This is a genomic window from Marinarcus sediminis (SeqCode) (assembly GCF_048571275.1).
Lineage (GTDB): Bacteria > Campylobacterota > Campylobacteria > Campylobacterales > Arcobacteraceae > Marinarcus > Marinarcus sediminis.
On sequence record NZ_CP182357.1, the window covers coordinates 827,552 to 851,430 of the forward strand.

Sequence of the window (23,879 nt, forward strand, 5' to 3'; positions counted from 1 at the left end):
TGATTTATTAAATTAAGTCCGAAAAATCGCTGTTTTGAATGAGTACTTTTTTGGTGATTTTATTGTAAATAAATCGATGATCTTTTCGTTTTACACAATTGAGAATAATAATCTTAATATCTTGATCCGATTTATTGTGTTCTTTAAGATAGAGGGTAAACTCATTAATAGAGATATATTGCTCTTTTTTTTCAGCCGATGTGCTTTGCGCTTTTGATTCAATTTGAGGTTTGTAAATAGAGCGCATTTCGTTAAACGCACTTTGCAGCAGTTTGATTTCAGAGTTAAAGACATGAATAATACGTTTTTGGTTTTTCTCTAAACGTTTGATTTCACTTTTGTACTGCTCTTTAATAAAACCAATGCTCTGTTTTAAAAGAGAGATTTGCTCATCTTTGGCTTCGACAATATAATTGACATGAATACTCTCTTGAGGTGAAGAGGGTGAAGAGCTTTCTTCTTGTGGACTCTGTTTTAAAAATTCGGTCACATAAACAAAGGTTTTCCCGCTTTGTTTGAGTGATTTTAGCTGCCCACTTTTAATTCTATAGTGAACCCCTTGCAAAGAGATTCCTAATATTTTTGCCGCTTCACTTGTCGTAACCAATCTTTCCAAGATTCGCCTTTTACATTTTACTTGAATCTATTTCAATGACCGTGTGAACATTTCCACGAGGTTTGAAATCGGCAATAACTTTCATCCATTTGGGTTCAAGTTTGCTGTAAAGTGTGTCAAAAATTTCATTGGCTGAATTTTCATGTGAAACTTCTCGAACCATAAATGAGTTAATATACAATTTGAGTGCTTTTAATTCAATGACTGTTTTATTGGGAATATATTGGATTTTAATGGTTGCAAAATCAGGGTACCCACTTCGTGGACATTTTGCCATAAACTCTGGAAGTTCAATATCTATTGTGTAATTCTTTTCATGTTTATTTGGCCAAAAGTTTTCATCTTTATTAATATCAAATTCTACAATCTCTTTTTCACCATATTTCATCTATTTTTTACCTTTTAGTTAATCTTAATTTTATTTTCGTATTGCTTGAAAGTACCATTTTATCTAAATAATACTTACAAATATAATATATTTCATACAGCTATTCTGTGCTGTTTTGGAAACTTAATAATTTATTGTATAATTCGTTCCGAAAATGCACACCTAAGGGGAAGATATGAAAACAGATAAGTATGATATTGTAATTATTGGGGGAGGTCCAGGTGGAATTGCAACAGCAATAGAAGCTGCCGTTCACGGGATTGAACATATTTTACTCATTGATAAAGCAGACAATCACTCAAGTACTATCCGAAAATTTTATAAAGAGAATAAAAGAGTTGATAAAGATTGGAAAGGTCAAAGTGTCTTAATCGAGGGGAATATTCCTTTTATGGATGGAACCAAAGAGAGTACTCTTGATTTTTTTGACCAACTTTTAGACGAAGAAAAAATTGATACCGCGTTTAATACAGAAGTGGAAAGCATTGTAAGAAACGAAGAAGAACTTTTTTTAATCACCACAGCCACACAAAGTTTTAAAGCTACCGCAGTGGTTATTGCCATTGGAAAAATGGGAAAACCCAATATGCCAAGCTATAAAATTCCACCCTCAATTAAAGAGTATGTCAATTTTAACTTAGATAAATGCTCCACTGGGGAAAAAATATTGGTCGTTGGAGGAGGAAATTCTGCGGCTGAATATGCCTATGAATTGGCTGATGAAGGCAATAATATTACACTGGTTTACCGAAAAAATGAGTTCAGTCGACTCAATCCAGAGAATGAAAACATATTAAGAGCGTACAATGGTCAAGAGAAATTAAGACTAAGAATGAATACAGATATTGAATCCGTTGAAAATGAACACGGTAAAATCAGAGTCAATTTTAATGATGGTTATTTCACCATTTATGATAGAATCATTTACGCTATTGGGGGAACAAGTCCTGTTGATTTCTTAAAAAAATGTGGCATTGCTTTGGATGAAGATAATAAACCCATTTACGATGAACACTACAGAACCAATATTCACTGCATGTACGTAGCAGGAGATATTGCTTTTAATACAGGGGGTTCAATTGCTGCAGCGCTTAACCACGGATACCATATTGTAAACTCATTTATGCGAAGAAGTGGAAAAATATATGCCTACACAGACAAAGTTGCCGAATTTATAAAAAAACACCCTACCTTTAAATAAAAAACCTTCAGCAAAGACCAAAATATGGTCTTTGCCACTTTTTACACACTTTATTTTCTTATAATTTTTTACAATAATATCACTATTAGTTGAAGATTTTCAGTAAAAAATAGTATACTTAAAATGGACAAAATTAATTAAGGAGACAATATGATGAAATATAATGGAATCCTGTTCTCAGGTAAAAAATTGGCAACTATAGCCCTCGTAAGTGCATTAAGTATTCCAGCATTTGCAGCTGAGTTTATTACCATTGGTACAGGAGGAGTCACAGGAACATACTACCCAACAGGTGGAGCAATATGTCGATTGGTTAACCAATACAAAAAAGATACCAATATCAGATGTTCTGTTGAGTCAACAGGGGGATCGGTTTATAATATAAATACCATTAAAAATGGTGAGCTTGATTTTGGAACCGTTCAAAGTGATGTGGTCTATCAAGCGTATCAAGGTACAGGTAAATTCCAAGGGGATAAAGTTGAAAAACTTCGATCAGTTATGGCCATTTATCCTGAACTTTTCACTTTCGTAGCACGAAAAGATGCCAATATCAATACCATTATGGATGTTAAAGGTAAAAGAATCAATCTTGGAAATCCAGGAAGTGGAAATGAATCAACTGCATTGGCTTTATTTAAAGCATTGGGCATTAAAACATCTGATTTAGCCTTTGCAGGTGGATTAAAAGCAGCTGAAATGCCAGATGCATTAAGAGACAATAAAATTGATGGTTACTTCTACATGGTTGGGCATCCAACAGCAAACATCAAAGATGCATCAAACTCAGTTGATGTAAAAATTGTACCTATCAATGGAAAAAAAGTGGATAAATTTGTAAAAGAACACCCTTACTTTGCTCAAGCAGATGTTCCAGGTGGTATGTACAAAGGAAATGATGAAGGTGTACCTACTTTTGGAGTAAAAGCGGTATTAGTAACAAGTACAGATGTAAATGATAAAGCGGTTTATACAGTCGTAAAAGCCATTTTAGACAATTTTGAAGATTTCAAAAAATTACACCCTGCATACTCAAACATTACCAAAGAGTCTTTATTGGAAGGTTTAAGTGCTCCTTTACATGAAGGTGCATTGAAATACTATAAAGAAACGGGTCTGATTAAATAATTTAAAGACCCTTTCTGGGGTCTTTAAACACTTTGTTATATCTAATTCAATTTAACTCATTTGTTTTACATATAACAAATACTATAAAAAGGTATTTCATGGAAATAAAAAAAGAAAAAACACATTCACTTGGTCAACTCGAACAAGAACAAATTGACGAAGCCGAAAATATTGCCAACGACCTAGAGGGACAAAGGGTCTTTGGGAAGCAGCATTATGAATTTTGGCTCATCTCAACCATCGCATTTTTTTGGTCACTGTTTCAACTCTATATTGTAGTTGAACCCATTAACTCTACTATCGCACGATCAACCCACCTCTCTTTTGCCATCCTTTTAACATTTTTAATTTTTCCTATGTTTAAAAAACCTTACTTTTTGGAAAAAATAAGATGGTTTGGTTATACACTGGCACTCATTGGTGTGGGCACGGCTTCTTATATTGCCATTAATTATGTGAGTCTTTCAACAAGACCGGGTGATTATTTACAAATTGACATTATTGTTGCTCTTGTAGGTATTGTTATTTTAATTGAGACTGGGCGTCGAGTATTGGGAATGGCACTCTCTATCATTGCTATTTTGTTTTTAGCGTATGATATGCTTGGCCCTTATATGCCTGAACTTCTTATTCACAAGGGGGCAAGTTTAAATAAACTTGCTGGTCATATGTTTTTAACCACAGAGGGGATTTTTGGGGTACCTCTTGGGGTTTCTACGGGATTTGTATTTCTGTTCGTGCTCTTTGGTTCACTTTTAGATAAAGCGGGAGCAGGGGAATATTTTATTAATTTGGCGTTCTCACTTTTAGGACGATTCCGAGGTGGACCAGCAAAAGCAGCCGTCGTTGCTTCTGGGTTTACGGGAATTATTTCAGGAAGTTCAATTGCAAATACGGTTACAACAGGAACATTTACCATTCCATTAATGAAACGAACTGGTTTTAGACCTGAACAAGCAGGTGCTGTAGAAGTTGCCGCATCCACCAATGGTCAATTGATGCCTCCAGTTATGGGTGCTGCTGCGTTTATTATTGCAGAGTTTTTAGGTTTATCGTATACCGATGTTATTTATGCCGCGTTTATTCCTGCGTTTGTTTCCTATTTTGCGCTTTTTTATATTGTGCATTTAGAAGCATTGAAGTTGGGTCTTAAAGGGATGAATGCCGATGAAATTCCACCAAAATTTCAAACATTTATGAATGGTATTCACTATTTGGTTCCCATTTTCTTTTTGATGTATACGTTAATGATTTTGCAAGAGAGTGCAGCAAGTGCAGCATTTAATGCCATTATGCTTTTAATGCTTTTAATGGTAGTGCAACACCCATTCAGAGCCTATATTACTAAAGTACCTTTAACCAAAGAGGTTTATTTTAGTGGATTTATTGATATTTTAGCAGGTATGATTGCAGGGGCTAAAAACATGGTTCCTATTGCAATTGCAACTGCATTAGCAGGTATTGTTGTAGGTTCAATTACACTGACAGGACTTGGGCAAGTATTGCTTGATATTATTGAGTCCCTCTCGGGTGGGAATATCTATGTTATCTTGATTTTAGCCGCAGCGGTATCGTTGGTATTAGGAATGGGTCTTCCTACAACGGCAAACTATATTGTCATGGCATCATTAACCGCACCCGTTATTTTAATTCTTGCACATGACAACGGGTTTTTAATTCCAGCCATTGCAGCGCATTTATTTGTCTTCTATTTTGGTATTTTAGCCGATGATACACCACCTGTTGGGCTGGCGGCGTATGCCGCAGCGGGGATTGCAAAAGCCGATCCAATTAAAACAGGGATTCAAGGATTTATTTATGACATAAGAACAGCGATTTTGCCTTTTATGTTTTTCTTTAACCCTGAGTTACTTCTGATTTCTGCGGTGGATCCAATGAATCCAGCTGATCCTAAAGGGTGGGTGTGGATTACAAGCCCCGTAGAGATATTGATTATTTTTGTAGGTGCATTTATAGGAATGATGGCATTTGCATGTTTCACCCAAGGTTTCTTTGTAACAAGAACCAGCCTTGTCGAACGATTTTCATTCTTGTTGGTTGTACCATTCATGTTTTTACCTAAAATCATGGCAAGCTATTTACACCTACCAACACACTATATCTCATATCTCATTGGCTTAGCAATATTTGCACTGTTATTTCTTTATGGAAAAAGCAAAAGCAAAAAAGAAGAGTTACTCGCTTCAATAAACTGATTTTCAGTAAAAAAGAGAAATTTTCTCTTTTTTACTTTTTCTTATTGACAAATTACCCTATTTTAAAGATAATAAATAAAAAAGGATTTTTATGCCTATAGGATTTATTGGACTGGGCAATTTAGGCAGTGCCATTGCAAAAAGATTATCTTCAGTCAATGAAGAGCTCATTGTATATAACCGAACTGTGCAAAAAGCGCAAAACTTAGGATTAAAAATAGCTGACTCTCCTAAAGATTTAATTGAAAAATGTGATACTGTTTTTATCTGTATGTTTGATTCAACGGCGGTAAAAAATATTTTCTCTATGGAAAATGGACTCTTAAGTGCCTCATTAAAAGGCAAAACCATCATCGATTTGAGCACCAACCATTATGAAGATGTATTGGCTTTCCATGATATTGTGGAACACAAAGAGGGGGCATATTTGGAATCTCCTATTTTTGGTAGCGTCATGCCTGCCCTCAACGGTGAAGTGACGATTGTGGCATCGGGGAAAGAGTCGGTTTTTAAACACTGCTTACCTCTGTTAGAAAAGATAGGAAAAGCCATTTTTCACCTTCCCCAACCCTCAAGTGCTTCTAAAATGAAGTTGATTAATAACTTATGTTTGGGTTCATTTATGACCACCATTGCAGAGTGTACGGCGTTGGGTGAAGCGTGTAATATTGATAAAAGCAAACTGCTTGAGATTTTAGGTGTGGGCGGGGGACAATCACTGGTGCTAAAAGCCAAAACACAAAAACTCATCGATGAAGATTTTTCACCTCACTTTTCCAATGATGCCATTAATAAAGATTTGCATTGTGTGCAAGAGTTGGCATACAGTTTAAAAAGACCTCTTTACAGCGCCGCTGTGCCCAAAGAGCTCTTTTCTAAGATGAAGATGCAAGGTGATGGAAAAGAGGACTTCAGCTCCATTTATAAGCTTTTTAAAGCTTAATTACTCGCACAATCCATTGTAAAAGTGGATTGTGTTTTATATTTCATAAATATAATTGGCAATTTCAATTAAATTGCCATCTGAATCTCTTAGGTAAATAGAGTTTATTTCACCCATGGCTCCCGTTCGTTTCACAGGCCCTTCAATGACTTCTACACCCAAATGTTCAATATGGGTTTTAAACTCCGCAATACTTGTTTCTGTGATAAAACACAAATCCGCCGAACCCGCTTTGACATTGAATGCTTTGGGTTCAAACTCATTGCCCAATTGATGCAAATTGATTTTTTGATGCCCAAATTTAAGTGCCACACGGTTGCCTTTAAAGACCTCCTTTTCCATGCCCAAAACAGAGGTATAAAACTCAACGGTTTTAGGAATGTCTTTCACTGTTAAAACAATATGATCAATAGATTTAATTTTAAACATTATAAACTCTTTTTATTGTTATTATACAACAATTTTTACAATGAACTCAACGCGGTAAGATAAGCTTGTTCTTGATATTTTTTTAGCTTAAGAGGCAAAAGAAGTTCATTTTTTCGTTCAAATGCACTCACCGCTTGAGCAGAAACCAACTCCACTGAGCATACAGGATTGAGTTGTATGAGCCCCTCCATTTTAAACGTAACCGCACCGCCTGCAAACGTGCCTTTTTTTGCACGCTTTTTAATATACACTCTTTCAACACGGTTCTCCTCTAAAAAAATCAAAAAATCATTACAAAATTGCCGAATGTCATCTTGTTGTTCATCATTTTCAAGAGTAATTTTTTTTATTTTTAAATCCATAAACTCACGCTCATCTAAAACCACCAAAACCACATTATTGGCTTTTAACTCTATGCCACAAACTCTCATACTGTTCCTTTTATCAAAAGATAAAAGCATTATAGAAGAAATTTAAAAAGGGGTTTGATTTTATTGCAGATTGTTATGTTTTTTGATTGCGGAGGGGTTTAATCTGCTCTCAAATCCCCATTTGATATAATTTTTTAAGCCCGTCATCGTTTGCGTGGTTGTTTTAATCTACTCTCAAATCCCCATTTGATATAATAAAAAAGATAAGAAATATTTCTTTGGCTGTGTTTTAATCTACTCTCAAATCCCCATTTGATATAATCATCCAAGCAGTTTATACATTTACAGATGAGTTTTAATCTACTCTCAAATCCCCATTTGATATAATAAATAATAATACAAAAAGGACAATCTGTCGTTTTAATCTACTCTCAAATCCCCATTTGATATAATGTTTGGTACTTTTGAATATAAAGTTATGATGTTTTAATCTACTCTCAAATCCCCATTTGATATAATCGGTGTCAAGTGCGCTTGATGTTAAAATAGGTTTTAATCTACTCTCAAATCCCCATTTGATATAATTCTCTTTAGTATCATGCCAAATGGCTTGAGTTTTAATCTACTCTCAAATCCCCATTTGATATAATAAACTTTTGTTTGTAGCCCCTCATGACGTGTTTTAATCTACTCTCAAATCCCCATTTGATATAATTTGAGAGTACCTTTTGTCTTCCCCTTTTTCGTTTTAATCTACTCTCAAATCCCCATTTGATATAATTGCTTTTGTTGCTGTTGCTGTGATACCTGCGTTTTAATCTACTCTCAAATCCCCATTTGATATAATTATGCACAATAATGCAATATGGTTAGATGGGTTTTAATCTACTCTCAAATCCCCATTTGATATAATTGAATAATAATGTAGTGAGTCGTTTTTGGGTTTTAATCTACTCTCAAATCCCCATTTGATATAATCAATTGGAGATAAAATAAAAATAAAAGATGGTTTTAATCTACTCTCAAATCCCCATTTGATATAATTATTGTCAATTTGTGTTGTATCTTGTGCTTGTTTTAATCTACTCTCAAATCCCCATTTGATATAATAAACAGGATAATTTAAAAGATGCAATTTATGTTTTAATCTACTCTCAAATCCCCATTTGATATAATATTTTAACGCGACACAAGCATATATAAGAGGTTTTAATCTACTCTCAAATCCCCATTTGATATAATAATTGTATCTGTTTCAATTGCTTTTCTGTGTTTTAATCTACTCTCAAATCCCCATTTGATATAATCCAGCAAAGAAAAATGCAGTGAAATATGCGTTTTAATCTACTCTCAAATCCCCATTTGATATAATCAAGAGAGGTAAAGTAAAATGGCAAAAGTTTGTTTTAATCTACTCTCAAATCCCCATTTGATATAATAGTTACAATAGTATCATTATGCCAACCACCGTTTTAATCTACTCTCAAATCCCCATTTGATATAATCATTGACGTAGTTGGGTCATGGATTTGGTTGTTTTAATCTACTCTCAAATCCCCATTTGATATAATTATTATGTTGTTAGGACATAATAAAAACTAGTTTTAATCTACTCTCAAATCCCCATTTGATATAATAATAGAACCAACAGTATCAATCGAATATTGGTTTTAATCTACTCTCAAATCCCCATTTGATATAATTTTTTCGCTTCTCTTATAAAGGTCTTCTCTGTTTTAATCTACTCTCAAATCCCCATTTGATATAATTAGAGTATTGAATTTGTTCATATGGTTCTGTTTTAATCTACTCTCAAATCCCCATTTGATATAATTGACATCATAGAGATGTGCTTTGCCATATGTTTTAATCTACTCTCAAATCCCCATTTGATATAATGAATATCAAGTATATTCAAACTAGACACGCGTTTTAATCTACTCTCAAATCCCCATTTGATATAATGTTACTTTAAAGACATAGACATTCCCATTGTTTTAATCTACTCTCAAATCCCCATTTGATATAATCATTTTGTAGCTGATTTATTTAAGTGTATAGTTTTAATCTACTCTCAAATCCCCATTTGATATAATTTTCTACTCTTTTATTTACTACTCTTCCTATGTTTTAATCTACTCTCAAATCCCCATTTGATATAATTTATGGAAGGTGTGATACATTAGGAGCTGTGTTTTAATCTACTCTCAAATCCCCATTTGATATAATATCGCTGCGTAGAAACAAACACTTGTGTAGTTTTAATCTACTCTCAAATCCCCATTTGATATAATAGCAAAACAATTAGGGTTAGAGATTTATTGGGTTTTAATCTACTCTCAAATCCCCATTTGATATAATTAATTGGTGGTTTACCTAGAAGACACAGTTGTTTTAATCTACTCTCAAATCCCCATTTGATATAATATCTATACAGTTAAAGAAAAAGTGATGAGTGTTTTAATCTACTCTCAAATCCCCATTTGATATAATAAATCTCTTTTTCTATATCCTGAATAAACAGTTTTAATCTACTCTCAAATCCCCATTTGATATAATAAAAGTTATAAATGTAAACAATGTCTATGGTTTTAATCTACTCTCAAATCCCCATTTGATATAATAGAGTAGCTTAAAACCCTGTATTTAAGGGTTCTATGGAGTTTTTTTTACTAAAAAACAAGCACAGTTTGTGTTTGTTTGAGTAATTTCTTTTCTGGTTTTTCTCTATAATTTTCAATAACTAACATATTTTTATATTGTGCTTCTGTGATTTTTACAACTCTTATAGAACCACCCACTGGTGCTGCTAGTTCTATTTTATTTTCATATTTTTGTGCCATAACCAAACTTCTACAAAATCTTATATAAATAGAATACTGGAACATAATAAATCCCATCTCCAAAAGTTTTTTACGAAATTTTGTATATTTTTTTATATCTTTTTTTGTATTTGTGGGCATATCAAACATTGCAAATAAAACCATTTTTCTATACCTGCTTATTTCTTCTGTATTCGTCATAATTCAAATAGAGTTAACTCTTCACATTTTAATAAACAAATTGACTGATAATTTGCTACCATAGCTTTCATACAGTTAGATACGGTTACTTTTTTATTATCATACAAAACTATATTATCAAGAAGTTTTACTAAATCTATTTTAATTTTACTGTTTAACTCCATCTCTTTTTTTATATTTCTTGCCACATAATCATCAACTATAGGGCGAAAAGGCTCTATTAAATCATCTGCTAAATTAAAAGCATTGAGTTCACTGCTGTGATGTATGCCAAAAGCGGGATTTAAACCATACGCTATTAGGTACCTACAAATAGAACTTCTAAAAATGGCATATCCAAAATTTAAAACGGCATTATTTATATTTTCAGGGTCATTTCTTGAAAATTCTTTTCCAAAGAGTTCTTTAAAATAATACGCAGCGGCTGTGGCTTCTATATTTTCTTTATCGTTTGATTTTATTCTAGATATTAAAGAATCTAAATACTCACTACTTTTATTTAATTTTTTTACTATTTTGGCTTGATGAGTTACTTTTGAAGTGACAATATCCTTCCAAATTTGATTTAGTTTTGGTTTGGATACGATTATTTGAGATTTTTGTATTTTTGTTGTACGGCTATTTTTATTGATTCCAAGTAAAATAGAACTTGGCATAAATTTTTCATCGCAAAATATCACACTTATATCTGCTTTTGAAAGTTGAGATAAAAGAGCAGAGGTTATTGTACTTTGTTGGTTTTCTATGATTATGGTATCGATATCATCAAAGCAAACCGTTGTTTCATAATCATCAATTTTTACTGAGATAAGATTATGTTTGTAGCTAAGATATGATTTATTTTTGATGTATAGTTTTTGAAGAGACATTAAAAAACTCCGAATTGAAGGATAAACCTTGCGTGGCTCGGAGTAACACCACTTGTTTTAATCAGACTATCAAATCCCCATTTGATATGAGATAATTCTATAATATTATTTCTTAAACTCTTCATAGGACATATCTCCTTGATAATTCATAAATATTTTTCTGGCAATAGTATCTTTATTTAATGTAACAAATAACCTTTTTTCATCTTTTTTATTTATCGATTTAATTTCTATTTGATTTTTTCCACTAGAAATATTCCCTCCACCATTAAAAACATAATATTCTTTTGTATTATCTTTTATGTTTTCTATTTCAATTAAATCTCCTTTAGAAATGGTAATTTTATCTTTAAAATCTTTTATTAAAGGAAGTTTTGTTTCATATATTTTTGGAAGAATATCATTGTTAATAGATGAAAAATAGTTTAAACCAATTACTTGACCTTTCTCAGTATTATATAAATCGACATTTAAAGTTGTATCATTGAGTTTAGCTACAAAAGGAGTTTGAGTTGATTTTAATTCATCGTAAACCTCTTTTGTAAGTCTTTGTACTCTGTTTTGTTTTGTCTTATCCGTGATAATGATACTATCTACTCTTGAGGCATCTTTTGTTTTAATTTTGATATTTCTTATAATTTGCTTTTGACCTTTATTGGTTAAGAAAAAACAAGGTTCATTTTGTATTTCAATTTGAGTTTGTTTTTCATTGGTCAAAAGTTTTATTTTTTCTTTTATATCTGAAGTTTCAGGGGTATCCATGTAATCTTTTTTATTGGGTAAATTACCTTTTAAATCTTTGATTTGTTCCTCTAATCTTTTGATTTTTGTTCTATTTAAAAGTAATTTTTCTTTGTAGTTTAATATTGCCTTTTTGATATTATTTTGTTTTGGTAAATCTAAAGAGTCTGTAAGTACTTCTACTCTTTTTTCTACCTCACTATCACTTACATCTTTTCCATTTTGATCAAAAAGTAGATTTTTATCTATAGGTTTTTTATCAAGTTGACAAAACTCTTTTTTATCTTCGTCCCAATAAAGCTTTATATTTCCATCTTTAAATCCTACGATATTATCTCTTTTTTTCATCATAGGGCAAATGTATAACTCATCATTTTCATATTTAGAAACTTTTTCTTTTACAAAATCAACTAAAGAGATACCATCTTTTGTTTTAGGAAATCTTGCACTAAGATTTTCCAAAATAGCTTTTGTTTTAAAGCCGTTTTCATTTTGTTTAAAATAGTCATTTAACGCTTTTTTGGCAGAAGTATTTAAAAGTGAAATCACAATAGCATCTATAGTATGATGATAATGTGTACTTCTGTCTTTTTTATCATCTTCATTTTTAGGTTGTACTTTATTTATTCCCCAAAGCCGTTTGAGTTCACTTATGGCTTTTCCAGTCACTCTTATGATATTTGAGTTTGTCTCTCCTTTGCCATGTTCATTTTGCTTTGGATAGAGATAATGCTCTAAATAGTTTGCTATGATTTTTGTAGCACTTCTAGTATCATTTAAAAATCTATCTTCAAGATTTTCTTTTTCCCAATTTTTATTTATATTTTCTTCATCTGTAAGCCAAAATACTTTACTTTTATTTGTTAGATTTTCTTTTACTCTATCAGTAAAATCTTCCCAAGCATTTTTTGATTTTAGATAAGTTATTGGGTGTTTATCACCTTTGTTTTGGTTGTGTTTTTTAAAAACCAAAATTTTATTTTTATATGAATTTATCCATATTTTACTTCGTGGGATAAAGTGTTCAACTTCGCTTACGGTTTCATCTAAAGCCTCATCCAAAGTCATAGGATTTCCACTGTAAAGACATTTTGCTTTTTGTTCTGTAAATAATCTTGCCCGTTCTATATTTTTATTTGTAACTTCATAATTATTTGAAGCAAGTAGTTTTTCAGCTTCTTTAATCTCTTTTCTACTAATAGCTTGAGATTCTTTTATATTATTTTCTTCTGTTTTTGAGTTTAATTCCCTTGCTGTTTCTATTATGATTTGGTCAATTTTCCCATGTTTTTTTATCAAATCATTTACAAGTTTTCTAAGAATTGAGATAACTCTTTTTACATTTGGAGAAACTAAAGGCTGATAAAACAAATGTTCTCTTTTAAAATTTTTTACATTTTTCTCAAGCCATTTTATATCCTCTTGTGATGGATTTAATGGAGGAAGGTAATCGTAAGGTGTTATATCCAAATATTTTTTAAAATATCCAAGCTTGGTTAAACTATCTTGATAAGTTTCTCCTTCTCTTAATTTTTGTAAAATTTCATCAATAAATTTTAAAGAAAATGAAGAATAAGACTCTTTAGTCCCTTTATCAACTTTTGATAGTTTTTCGATAGTTTCATCATTTAAAATGTTTCCAATATCAACTTTTTTTATCTCTTTTATTATTTGTTCTTTATTTACAAAATAATGGATTTTTTCTAAAATTTTTGTATATAAGTCTCTGTGTTTATCAAATATATCTGTGTTTGCAGTTTTAAATATTTCTAAAATTTGAGTATGCAGTTTTATATCTAAGATAGTGTCATCTTGTTTTTCAGCAGTTTTTATTTTGATATTTTTAAGTCCTGCTTTATCAAATACATTTTTTGTATTGATAGTTTGTGTCGGTGGCTTTTTCAGCCAAAGTTCTATTGTATTATCTATATCTTCTTTTGAAGGTGTGAACATTTCTCCTGTTTTACTATTAAAAATTAGATTAGCTAAAATAGAGTTTTCGATTCTTTGTCTGAGAGTAAATTCTATACTTGAAATATGAGATTTTGAAACTCTTTTTTGTGGATTTTGATGATAAAGATTATAAAAACTACAATACCCCACCATACCTTCCATACTTTTTAAAGGTCTTTGTTCAAATTGCCCTAAAGAGTTTTCATTTACACCATGTAAAAGTTTATTTTTAAAAGTTTCATATTTTTCACTGTTTTCAAAAAGTTCAAGATTGTTTTTTTGACTATCTAACAATTTTTCTAACTCTTCTTGCCAAAGTTCTCTGTCCAAAGAGTTGTTATAATCATCTTTCTTATTCCTAACTGCTATATTTATAAACCCATTTTGTTCAAATTTTTCTTTCTTTTGAACTAAAACCAATGATGGAGTAGCTAATTTATTTTCAAAATAGAGTGCTTTATTTTTTGAAATTGCCCCGTTAATAACTCCATCATCTTTTGATTCTTCTGTTTTAAACTGATTTGAATAACCTCTTCGTGAAATAATTGTAAAAAGTGCAAATGTAAACTCATCTTTTGAAAGACTTTGACCATTTGCTGCTTGTTGTCTTAATGTATACGGGTTTTGATTTTGTGATAGCTTATTAAAATACTTTATCGGTTGGGTTATAATTGTATTATCCGAAAAATCAAAATCACAAAGTAATTTTCTAACTATCTGTTTTCGCCTACTATTTCTTTCATTTCTTCTTCTTCCACTTCTAAATTTTCTTCTCTCTTCTGCTTTTATATATTCACTGAAAATAATACTATTTGAAACCAATTCATTAAAAATTGTTTGCCCATTTTCAATAACCATTTCATTTAAAGAAAAACCTATACTGTTTGTACCTAAATCTAAACCTAAAACTTTTTTCATTTTAAACCCTCTTATTGATGAACAATTTATTATATTATATTTTTATTAATTACTTTATTGTTATATTTGTATTTCTAATAAAAGTTTCTATTTTATTTATAATCAAGGCAAAGAAGAAAATTTTGTATGTAGGAATTGCTTATTTTGATTAAGTTCAAGGCGGAGGTGGGTTTTTGCGAAGGAGCGTACTAAAGTACGTGAGGAGTAAAAATTACTCCTCCAACGCAGAAATTGATTAAAAGAATCAATTCCTAAACGTCTAAGTGTTCTACGTCTTTCGCATGCTCTTCAATATAGTTTCTTCTTGGCTCTACTTCATCACCCATAAACAGTGTGAACGTATCTGAAGCTATTTCTGCATCGTCAATGGTAACTCTGAGTAATCTTCTGGCTTCTGGAATCATGGTTGTTTCCCAAAGTTGTTCTGGGTTCATCTCTCCAAGACCTTTGTACCGTTGGATATAAGCACCTTTTTTTGCTAAGTTTTCAATCTCTTCTAAAATTTCAATTAAATCTCGACCCTCAAACATAGAGATGTCTCGGTCAATCAATCTTGAGAAAATATAGGTTGCTTCACTGAAATATGGTGAGGCAAAAAGTTCATCATCAATGATTAACTCTTCAAGACCTTCATTGGTTTGAACAAAAACTTGAATTTTATGTTCAGTAACACTTTTTGATAAAATGTTATACCCTTTTTCTTCTAAAAATGGTTTAATGGTTTCAAAGAGTGTTGGGAATTCCAATTTAACCAAATCTGGGTTTTCAATTAAGTGTTTTAGCACTTCAATCAGTGAGTATCTTTTTGCCAATTGCTCTAACATTCCTCGGTATCTTGAAACGGTTTTAAACAAGTCTAAGAGGTCGTTATAACCTAAACCTTCAAACGTAAATGACTCCAAACCATTTTCAATTAAAAAGTTTGATAACGCCGTATTGTCTTTTAAATAGGTCTCATTTTTACCTTTTTTGTATCGATAAAGCGGTGGCTGAGCAATGTATAAATACCCTTTTTCAATCACTGGTCTTAAGAATCTGAAGAAAAATGTTAAAAGAAGTGTTTGAATATGACTTCCATCAACATCGGCATCGGTCATGATAATGACTTTATGGTATCTGATTTTTTCATCATCAAAATCTTCACCAATACCGCAACCAAGTGCCGTAATTACGTTTCTGATTTCATCCGATTTTAAAATTTTATCCAATCGCGATTTTTCAACATTTAAAATCTTACCTTTGAGTGGTAAAATTGCTTGATAGACTCTATCTCGACCCTGTTTTGCAGAACCTCCTGCTGAGTCCCCTTCCACCAGATAAAGTTCTCGAATGGCTGGATCTTTACTTTGACACTCAGCCAATTTACCAGGCAATGTTCCCACACTCATGGCATCTTTTTTACGAGTTAAATCTCTGGCTTTTTTAGCAGCTTCTCTTCCACGTGCTGCCATTAAAGCTTTTTCCATAATCGCTTTAGCTTGGGTTGGATTCTCTTCAAAATATTTATCTAATTGATCCGAAGTGAGTTTTTGACAAATAGGTTTAACATAAGATGAACCCAATTTCCCTTTTGTTTGTCCCTCAAATTGTGGTTCAGGCACTTTTACAGAGATAACAGCAATTAACCCTTCTCGAACATCATCTCCAGTAATTTTTGTATCTTTTTCTCTTGCTGCTGCATTGGCATTAAGATATTTAACAATACTTCTGGTAAGTCCCGCTTTAAAACCAGCTTCATGCGTTCCACCATCAATGGTTCTGATATTATTGACAAAAGAGAGTGTTTTTTCTACATACGTTGTGTTATACATAACAGCAATATCAACTTCAACATCATCAATTTTGTCATTAAATGCTACTGCATCAGAAACAGCCGTATCTTTGTTTAAATCTTCAACAAACTGTTTAAGTCCACCTTCAAAGTGATAGACATTTTCTGTATTTCTGATTTCATCTTTAAGCGTAATAGAGATAAATGAGTTTAAGTAAGCCACTTCTCGAAATCGTTTTGCCAAAACTTCAAAATCATAGGTATTGACTTCAAAAATAGAAGAATCGGCTAAAAATTCAATGGTTGTACCTGTTTTTTTACTTGTTCCAATGGTCTCTAAAGGTGCTTTAGGAATACCTTTTGAAAACTCTTGATAAAAAATACTGCCTTCTCTGTAAATGGTCATTTTTAACTCTTCTGAAAGCGCATTTACAACAGAAACCCCAACCCCATGAAGTCCACCAGAAACTTTATAGGTATCTTTATCAAATTTTCCACCTGCGTGAAGTACGGTTAAAACAACTGTAGCAGCAGAAATACCTTCACCTTGGTGAATTGCCGTTGGAATTCCTCTTCCGTCATCTTCAACTTTTATCCAATGATCTTTGGTCATAGTAATTTTTATGTTTTTACAATACCCTGCCATGGCTTCATCAATAGAGTTATCTACAACTTCATAAACCATATGATGCAGTCCATTTGTATTGGTATCACCAATATACATTCCCGGTCTTTTTCTTACAGCTTCAAGACCTTTTAAAACTTTAATATTACTAGCGCCGTACTCTTGACTCATATGATTTTCCTTTTATTTTTCTAGCACAATTGGCATAACGATTGTAAAAAATTTATCATCTTCTAAATAAAATGGTAAATTTGATTCATTAAAGCCAATGGTTACATTTTCATTGTTTGTTAAACTCAAAAAGTCTAACAAGTATTTTGCATTGACAGCAAGATAAAACTCAGATGTGATATTTAAATCAATATCAATTTGTGTTTTAGATTCACTCTCTTCATCTAACGATTCAAATATAATTGAATTTGGTGTAAAGGTAATCTTAATATTTGAAAACAATGAAGTAACCAATTTAATTGATTCAATCAATATTGCTTTAGGTAAAGACAAATTGTTTTTTAAAGAGTTTGGAATGATTCTTTCATAATCTGGAAATTTTCCATTGATCAGTTTAGTGAAAAATTGCATGTTTTGTGTTGAAATGATTAAATTGGTATCGTCATAAGCAATTTTGATTTCATCTAAGAAAAGCTTTTGAATTTCAATGATGGCTTTTTTAGGAATAATAAATTGATTGACTTTATTTGAGATATTTTGTAAATGTGTTACAGCCAATCTTCTGGTATCGGTTGCAACAAAATTTATTTTATCTTCTTTGATATCAACTAAAGCACCATTTAATTCAAATTTTGGATTGTTGTTGTCAATGGCAGGAGTAATTTTTTTAATTGAATTGATTAAGTTGATGTTATTGATGTTTAAAATATTTAAGTTATCATTTTTAGGGAAACTTGGATATTCATTGGCATCATACATTGGCAGTTTAAAATTTGATTTATTTTGTTTTATAATCAATGAATTATCAATAGCTTCAAAAGTGATTTCACTCTCTTTTAATCTTTTAATAATATTTAACAGATTTTGTCCATTTGCCGTTGCTTTTCCATTTACACTGTTTATTAAGTCAGGTATGTATGATTCTAAACCAATTTCATAATCGGTTGCTTTTAGTGTCAGCTTAGAATCTAATACTTCTAAATATATGTGTGAAGTTATTGAACTGGCGTCTTTTTTTTCTAAAAACGGTTGCATTGCAGAGATAACATTTTCTATAATGCTTTTTGTTAAGACAAACTTCATTTTTTCCCCTTTATTTATTTAATTTTTTAGTAGCAGCAGTAGTTCATGTGAATAGATGAAAACAGCAAGTTTTTGTCGATTCAATCAGCTTTAGAGCCAATGAACAACTTAACAAAGATATTCACATCTATTCACATAAAAGTGTTAAACTTTTTTCTACCACTCCTTATTTATGATTTTATTTTTCAAATTTTCAATGATTAATTTAAAGTTTTCATCTTTTTCAATTAACTCATTGGCTTTTTTAATATTGTGCGAAATTGAACTGTGATCTTTCATTCCTAAAAATTTTGCAATGTCTGGCATGGAGTTGTGTGTCAATTCTCGCGCCAGATAAATTACAACTCTTCTGGCATTGGCAACAACGGCTGTTCTTTTTCGCGAACGAATATCACTTGGTTTAATATTTAACTCAGATGCCACAATAGTAATAATATCTGGCAGTTTAATGTTCTCTTTTTGCTCTTTGATTTGCTCTTTGAGCAGACTTTGTGCTAACTCTAAATTGATCTCTTGATTGAGCAAATTCGCACTGGCATTAATTCGAATTAATACCCCCTCAATTTCTCGAATAGAGCTGTCAAGATTGGTTGCAATATAGTTTATAACATCTCGGGTTAAGACAATGCCATTGAGTTCTGATTTTTTCTCAATAATGGCAATTTTTGTCTCCAATCCTGGAATTTGTATGTCTGCGGTTAATCCCCATTCAAATCGAGATTTTAAACGATCAACTAAGCCTGCAATTTGTGAGGGAAGTCGGTCTGAGGTCATAACAATTTGTTTTTTGGCATTGTGCAGTTCATTAAAGGTATGAAAAAACTCCTCTTGGGTTTGCTCTTTCCCACTTAAAAATTGGATGTCATCAATGAGTAAAATATCGCATTTTCTGTATTTGGTTCTAAAATGTTCCATATTTTTACTTTTGATTGAGAAAGTAAAATCATTCATGAACTGTTCAATCGTAACGTAAATAACGGTTTTACCATTTTCAATGGCTTTATTTCCAATGGATTGTAAAAGGTGCGTTTTTCCTAAACCCGTTCCCCCATAAATAAACAGAGGGTTGTATTGAATGCCTGGTTTTTTTGCCACTGCAACTGAGGCATTGTATGCCATTTGATTTGAGGCACCTAAGACAAATGATTCAAAGGTATAGGAAGGATTCAGCATGGTACTTTCAGAATGGGTTACTTTTTCTTGTTCGTCTTGAATCTCTTTTTTGGTTTTTTTTCGTTCACCTGCAAGTTTAATGTCGATTTTTGGTTTGCTTCCATCGGCGATTTCAAAGCAGTGTTGTATGATATTGATGTATTTGGTTTTAATCCAGTTGGCAATATATTTATTGGGCACTTCAAATACGGCTAAATTGTCATCAGAAAGATTTTTTTTAAATATAAGTTGTTTTAAAAATCGTTCATAATCTACTGATGTGGTTTCGCGTTTTAAAATAGATAAAATATCTTTATGTGTCATTAAAAATTAACTCTTTGTTTTAAGATTAGCAATTATTATATCCAAAGTTTTATAAATTTATTTCGTGCAATTTATTTTTTGTATTCTTTATGTGAATAATTTTTTAATTTAAGGTAAGTTTTATGTATAATGTATGAATATAAGGGAGTTTACTGCTGTGAATAAAATGGTTTCACTCTATGTGAATAATGTGATGAGATTAGGAGAAGAGTACGATTGAGTATTAAAATTTTAGGTATCGATCCAGGTACTAGAAACTGTGGATATGCTGTTTTAGAAAAGAGTGGAAGAGATACAAAATTAATTGAAGCAGGTTTGATTAAAATTAAAACAAAAATTTTACAAGAACAGATTGTAGAGATGACGGAAGGGTTGGATATGATTTTTAAAAAACATGTTATCAATGAAGTCTCTATTGAAGATATGTTTTATGCGTTTAATCCAAAAAGTGTCATTAAATTGGCGCAATTTCGTGGGGCAATTTCACTTAAAGTACTACAAGAGTTTGGAAACTTTAATGAGTACACTCCTTTGCAAGTTAAAAAAGCCGTTACAGGAAATGGGAAAGCCACTAAAGAGCAAGTTGCCTTTATGGTCAAACGACTTTTGGGTTTGAAACAAGAGATTAAACCTTTGGATATTACTGATGCCATTGCCATTGCTTTAACCCATTCTCAAAGAATTAAGTAATAGAAAAAAATTATTTTTAATTTTGTTTAATGAAGCTATAATAATTGCTTTTAAAATAGGGTGGTTAAATGATCAGATTAGGAATTTTATCTTCACATAATGGCAGTGGTTTTGACACCATACAAGAAGCGTGTGAAAACAAAGAATTACATGCCGAAATTGTGGTGGTAATTTCAAATAACAGCAATGCAGAAGTGTTAAAAAAAGCAGCATCTAAAGAGATTCCCCATTTTATCATCAATGCCAATCTTTTTCCCAATGAGGATTTGGATGAAAAAATAACTTCGGTTTTAAATGAACATGCATGTGATTATCTTTTTTTATCGGGTTATATGAAAAAATTAGAAAAAAATTTGATTCAAACCTATGAGAATAGAATCATCAACTCTCACCCCGCACTTCTTCCCAAATTTGGAGGGGTAGGAATGTATGGCAGAAATGTCCATGATGCAGTTATAAAGGCCAAAGAGAAGCAGAGTGGCTGTACCGTGCATTTTGTCAATGAAGAGTATGATAAAGGTGAATTTATTTTACAAAAATCGATCACTTTAGATGAAAATGAGAGCGCAGAGAGTTTGGAACAAAAAATAAAAGAGTTGGAAGCGGTTGCTATTATTGAAGCACTGAATAAGCTGTTTAATCAGTAAAAGGGTTTAAATGGACAATTTAAAACAGGATATTATTTTTAATACCATTGATAATGGAATTTTAATTTTAGATGAAAATTTGTCAGTAAAAGCTTGGAACAGATGGCTTGAAATTCATACGCACATGAGATGGGATGATGTGATTAATAAAAATTTGTGTGAACTTTTTCCCAATATTAATGAAAGAATTTTACGAAGAAAAATAAAAACGGCATTGATTACCAACAGTGCCTCTTTTTACTCTACTGATCCACACCAATATTTAATTAAAATTAAGCTGAGTAATGTGATTGATACTGTGTATGATGCCATGCAACAAAACGTTACGTTAGCGCCTTATAAAGTGGAAGAAAAATTGGTGGCACTCTATATTTATGATAAAACTACTTTTTGCGAAACCAATGCAAAATTGGCTGCATTAAATAAAAAATTAAAAGAGTTATCCTACCGAGATCCTATGACCAACTCATATAACAGACGATACTTTTATGAAGCCTCTACAAAGATGTTATCTTTAAGTATAAGAGATAAAATCGAAGCCACAATTATTATTTTAGATATTGATAATTTTAAAATTATCAATGATACCCATGGGCACGCTGTAGGAGATGATGTTATTATTGCTTTAGCACAACTTTTAGAAAAATATGTCCGACAATCCGATATAGTGGCACGGTTTGGGGGAGAAGAGTTTGTTATTTTTTTACACAACAGCAATTTGAAAAATGGTGAAATCATTGCCAATAAAATAAAAAACGACGTTGCTCGGTTAGAAATAGCGATAAATGAACAAGAAAAGTTGAATTTTACAGCCTCTTTTGGCGTAGCCAGTTTTGATAACACATTAGATAGTGGCAATATTGAACACACCATTTCAAGAGCCGATCAATGTTTGTATGTGGCAAAAGAGAGCGGAAGAAACAGAGTCATTACTCAAGAGTTTTTAGGTGCAGCCATTTTTAATAAAACACTGAAAAGAAAAGAGAGTAAAAAGATTGATGAACCTTTATACATCATATAAATCAGAGTTTGGGCAGTTGCCACTTTTTATAATAGGCCAATAATCTTAAACTGACACTGCAAATAAACAAAAGAGTCAATACAAAAAGATTGATGTGTCCAACAAGATGCAACAAATAAATCACAACACCTACAATAATTGCTACGGTTCCATAAAATTCACTCACAAGGATTGAAGGGACTTTATTGATCAAAATATCTCGGATAGTTCCTCCTCCCACAGCAGTTAAAAAAGCCAACATCAAGACACCTAAGAAGTTAAAATTGGCTTCTATGGCAACGAGTGATCCGGTAATAGCAAAAGAGACCAAACCAATGGCATCGGAGATGATAAAGGTGGTTTTTCCTTCTAAATTGGTAATTTTGTGCAGTTTAAAAAGCAGCGCGATTAAAACCGTGGCACAAACTAAAATAATGGGAGTGGTATCGGTAAAAATATAGGGCGTTTTGTTTGCAAGTACATCTCGAATCATTCCTCCTCCAAGAGCAGTTAAAAAAGAAGAGATAAATACCCCTAAAATATCAAGGTTGTAGTGTACAGCAATTAAAAATCCACTGAGAGTAAAACAGATAATACCAATAAAATCGGCTATTTCTAAGGTACTCATAGGGCGTAAACTTTTAAAAGAGCCATGGGATTAATGCCTTTATATTTTTTGTTATTATATATCAATTTTGTTAAAAAATGGACAAACCGGTTTTGGTGGTGAAAAGCTCTAACGCTTTGGTTCCAATTAAGGAGTTGCCTTGAGAATTCAGCTGCGGAGAGTAGACGCAAATTGCCATTTTTTGAGGAACCACAGCAACAATGCCTCCACCCACGCCACTTTTCCCTGGTAATCCCACTTTATAAGCAAAATCTCCTGAAGCATCATAGTGTCCGCAAGTGAGCATTAAAGAGTTAATTCTTTTGGCTTGGGATTCGGTGATGATGACTTCATTGGTTAAAGGATTAATGCCGTGGTTGGCTAAAAAAAGCATCGATTGTGCCAGTTGTTGGGTGTTCATCATAATGGAACACTGTTTGAAATAGGTTTTGATGACATCATCAATGGGGTTATGAATGTTGTTAAAGCTTTTTATCATATTAATTAATGCCATGTTTCGGTATCCGTTGGCCATTTCTGAATGAAAAATTTCATTATCGTAAACAATGGATTCATCGTTTGACGTTTTTTTGATAAAGTTTAAAATGTGCTCAAATGTAGAGTCTTTATGAATAGAGGTTAAAGAATCGGTTGTAACAATTGCCCCTGCATTGATAAAAGGATTTCTTGGGATGCCATTTTCATATTCAAGTTGAACCAAAGAGTTAAAGGGGTTTCCTGAAGGTTCATGATTGACTCTTTGGTATAACTCTTTTCCATAATGTTTAAGCGCTAAGGTAAAGGTGAATACCTTTGAGATACTTTGAATCGAGAACGCTTTGTTTTGATTGCCTACGCCATAAGAGGTGCCATCAAAGAGTTGAATCGTCATGGAAAATTGTTTGGGATCGACTTTGGAAAGTGCTGGAATGTAGTTGGCGACTTTCCCTTTAGAAAAAAGAGGTTGAATCTCTTTTTCTATCTCTTTAAGAAGTAATGGGTAATTGACCATC

Annotated in this window: 19 protein-coding genes and 1 CRISPR repeat array; of the genes, 7 read left to right on the forward strand and 12 right to left on the reverse strand. The window is 32.0% G+C overall.

All coding sequences use genetic code 11. From position 1 onward, the window contains the following. Positions 1 to 7: 7 nt before the first annotated feature. A complete protein-coding gene (locus ACNI3C_RS04275) occupies positions 8 to 616 on the reverse strand; it encodes a helix-turn-helix domain-containing protein (protein ID WP_419771015.1) in 609 nt (202 codons plus the stop codon). 10 nt (positions 617 to 626) lie between these two features. Further along, the gene (queF, locus tag ACNI3C_RS04280; protein WP_419771016.1) at positions 627 to 1,004 is read right to left on the reverse strand and encodes a preQ(1) synthase; all 378 of its coding nucleotides are present in this window, start codon (positions 1,002 to 1,004) and stop codon (positions 627 to 629) included. Positions 1,005 to 1,179: 175 nt separating this feature from the next. Between queF and ACNI3C_RS04285 the strand changes: the two genes are divergently transcribed. The 4 genes from ACNI3C_RS04285 (at position 1,180) to ACNI3C_RS04300 (ending at position 6,492) form a co-directional block, all read left to right on the forward strand. Beyond that, complete coding sequence (locus ACNI3C_RS04285; RefSeq protein ID WP_419771017.1) at positions 1,180 to 2,205, forward strand: NAD(P)-binding domain-containing protein; 1,026 nt, start codon at positions 1,180 to 1,182, stop codon at positions 2,203 to 2,205. Positions 2,206 to 2,355: 150 nt separating this feature from the next. Continuing rightward, a complete protein-coding gene (locus ACNI3C_RS04290) occupies positions 2,356 to 3,333 on the forward strand; it encodes a TAXI family TRAP transporter solute-binding subunit (protein ID WP_419771018.1) in 978 nt (325 codons plus the stop codon). A gap of 98 nt (positions 3,334 to 3,431) precedes the next feature. Beyond that, positions 3,432 to 5,549, forward strand: a complete 2,118-nt coding sequence (locus ACNI3C_RS04295) for a TRAP transporter permease (RefSeq protein ID WP_419771019.1) — start codon at positions 3,432 to 3,434, stop codon at positions 5,547 to 5,549. 91 nt (positions 5,550 to 5,640) lie between these two features. Beyond that, entirely contained in the window at positions 5,641 to 6,492 is an 852-nt protein-coding gene (locus ACNI3C_RS04300) for an NAD(P)-dependent oxidoreductase (protein WP_419771020.1), read from the forward strand. Between the two features lie 36 nt (positions 6,493 to 6,528). Here ACNI3C_RS04300 and ACNI3C_RS04305 read toward each other — a convergent pair whose 3' ends face one another. The 8 genes from ACNI3C_RS04305 to dnaA form a co-directional block, all read right to left on the reverse strand. Beyond that, positions 6,529 to 6,921 (reverse strand): VOC family protein, encoded by a 393-nt coding sequence (locus tag ACNI3C_RS04305; protein ID WP_419771021.1) that lies wholly within the window; start codon positions 6,919 to 6,921, stop codon positions 6,529 to 6,531. A 35-nt stretch (positions 6,922 to 6,956) separates the two neighbouring features. After that, the gene (locus tag ACNI3C_RS04310) at positions 6,957 to 7,352 is read right to left on the reverse strand and encodes a DUF3010 family protein (RefSeq protein WP_419771022.1); all 396 of its coding nucleotides are present in this window, start codon (positions 7,350 to 7,352) and stop codon (positions 6,957 to 6,959) included. A 95-nt stretch (positions 7,353 to 7,447) separates the two neighbouring features. After that, positions 7,448 to 9,916: direct repeats of the CRISPR family, unit length 36 nt; unit sequence GTTTTAATCTACTCTCAAATCCCCATTTGATATAAT. Positions 9,917 to 9,964: 48 nt separating this feature from the next. Further along, on the reverse strand, positions 9,965 to 10,279 hold the full coding sequence (gene cas2, locus ACNI3C_RS04315; RefSeq protein WP_419771023.1) for a CRISPR-associated endonuclease Cas2: 315 nt from the start codon (positions 10,277 to 10,279) through the stop codon (positions 9,965 to 9,967). 32 nt (positions 10,280 to 10,311) lie between these two features. After that, a complete protein-coding gene (gene cas1 / locus ACNI3C_RS04320; protein ID WP_419771024.1) occupies positions 10,312 to 11,184 on the reverse strand; it encodes a type II CRISPR-associated endonuclease Cas1 in 873 nt (290 codons plus the stop codon). Between the two features lie 105 nt (positions 11,185 to 11,289). Then, positions 11,290 to 14,796 carry a type II CRISPR RNA-guided endonuclease Cas9 gene (gene cas9 / locus ACNI3C_RS04325; protein ID WP_419771025.1) on the reverse strand — a complete coding sequence of 1,169 codons (3,507 nt, stop codon included), beginning with the start codon at positions 14,794 to 14,796 and terminating at the stop codon, positions 11,290 to 11,292. 251 nt (positions 14,797 to 15,047) lie between these two features. Continuing rightward, positions 15,048 to 17,363 carry a DNA topoisomerase (ATP-hydrolyzing) subunit B gene (gyrB, locus tag ACNI3C_RS04330; RefSeq protein ID WP_419771026.1) on the reverse strand — a complete coding sequence of 772 codons (2,316 nt, stop codon included), beginning with the start codon at positions 17,361 to 17,363 and terminating at the stop codon, positions 15,048 to 15,050. 12 nt (positions 17,364 to 17,375) lie between these two features. After that, positions 17,376 to 18,446 (reverse strand): DNA polymerase III subunit beta, encoded by a 1,071-nt coding sequence (gene dnaN / locus ACNI3C_RS04335; protein ID WP_419771027.1) that lies wholly within the window; start codon positions 18,444 to 18,446, stop codon positions 17,376 to 17,378. Between the two features lie 156 nt (positions 18,447 to 18,602). Next, a complete protein-coding gene (gene dnaA / locus ACNI3C_RS04340) occupies positions 18,603 to 19,922 on the reverse strand; it encodes a chromosomal replication initiator protein DnaA (protein ID WP_419771028.1) in 1,320 nt (439 codons plus the stop codon). Between the two features lie 222 nt (positions 19,923 to 20,144). Here dnaA and ruvC point away from each other — a divergent pair, with 222 nt between their 5' ends. The 3 genes from ruvC (at position 20,145) to ACNI3C_RS04355 (ending at position 22,280) form a co-directional block, all read left to right on the forward strand. Continuing rightward, positions 20,145 to 20,612: a crossover junction endodeoxyribonuclease RuvC gene (ruvC, locus tag ACNI3C_RS04345; protein ID WP_419771438.1), complete on the forward strand. Its 468-nt coding sequence runs from the start codon at positions 20,145 to 20,147 to the stop codon at positions 20,610 to 20,612. Between the two features lie 68 nt (positions 20,613 to 20,680). Then, the gene (gene purN, locus ACNI3C_RS04350) at positions 20,681 to 21,259 is read left to right on the forward strand and encodes a phosphoribosylglycinamide formyltransferase (protein ID WP_419771029.1); all 579 of its coding nucleotides are present in this window, start codon (positions 20,681 to 20,683) and stop codon (positions 21,257 to 21,259) included. Positions 21,260 to 21,269: 10 nt separating this feature from the next. Continuing rightward, positions 21,270 to 22,280 carry a GGDEF domain-containing protein gene (locus ACNI3C_RS04355; protein ID WP_419771030.1) on the forward strand — a complete coding sequence of 337 codons (1,011 nt, stop codon included), beginning with the start codon at positions 21,270 to 21,272 and terminating at the stop codon, positions 22,278 to 22,280. A gap of 1 nt (position 22,281) precedes the next feature. On the opposite strand, the gene ACNI3C_RS04360 is transcribed toward ACNI3C_RS04355, so the two are convergent. Beyond that, on the reverse strand, positions 22,282 to 22,887 hold the full coding sequence (locus tag ACNI3C_RS04360; RefSeq protein ID WP_419771031.1) for a trimeric intracellular cation channel family protein: 606 nt from the start codon (positions 22,885 to 22,887) through the stop codon (positions 22,282 to 22,284). Positions 22,888 to 22,957: 70 nt separating this feature from the next. Next, a complete protein-coding gene (locus tag ACNI3C_RS04365) occupies positions 22,958 to 23,878 on the reverse strand; it encodes a glutaminase (protein WP_419771439.1) in 921 nt (306 codons plus the stop codon). Between the last annotated feature and the right edge of the window lies 1 nt (position 23,879).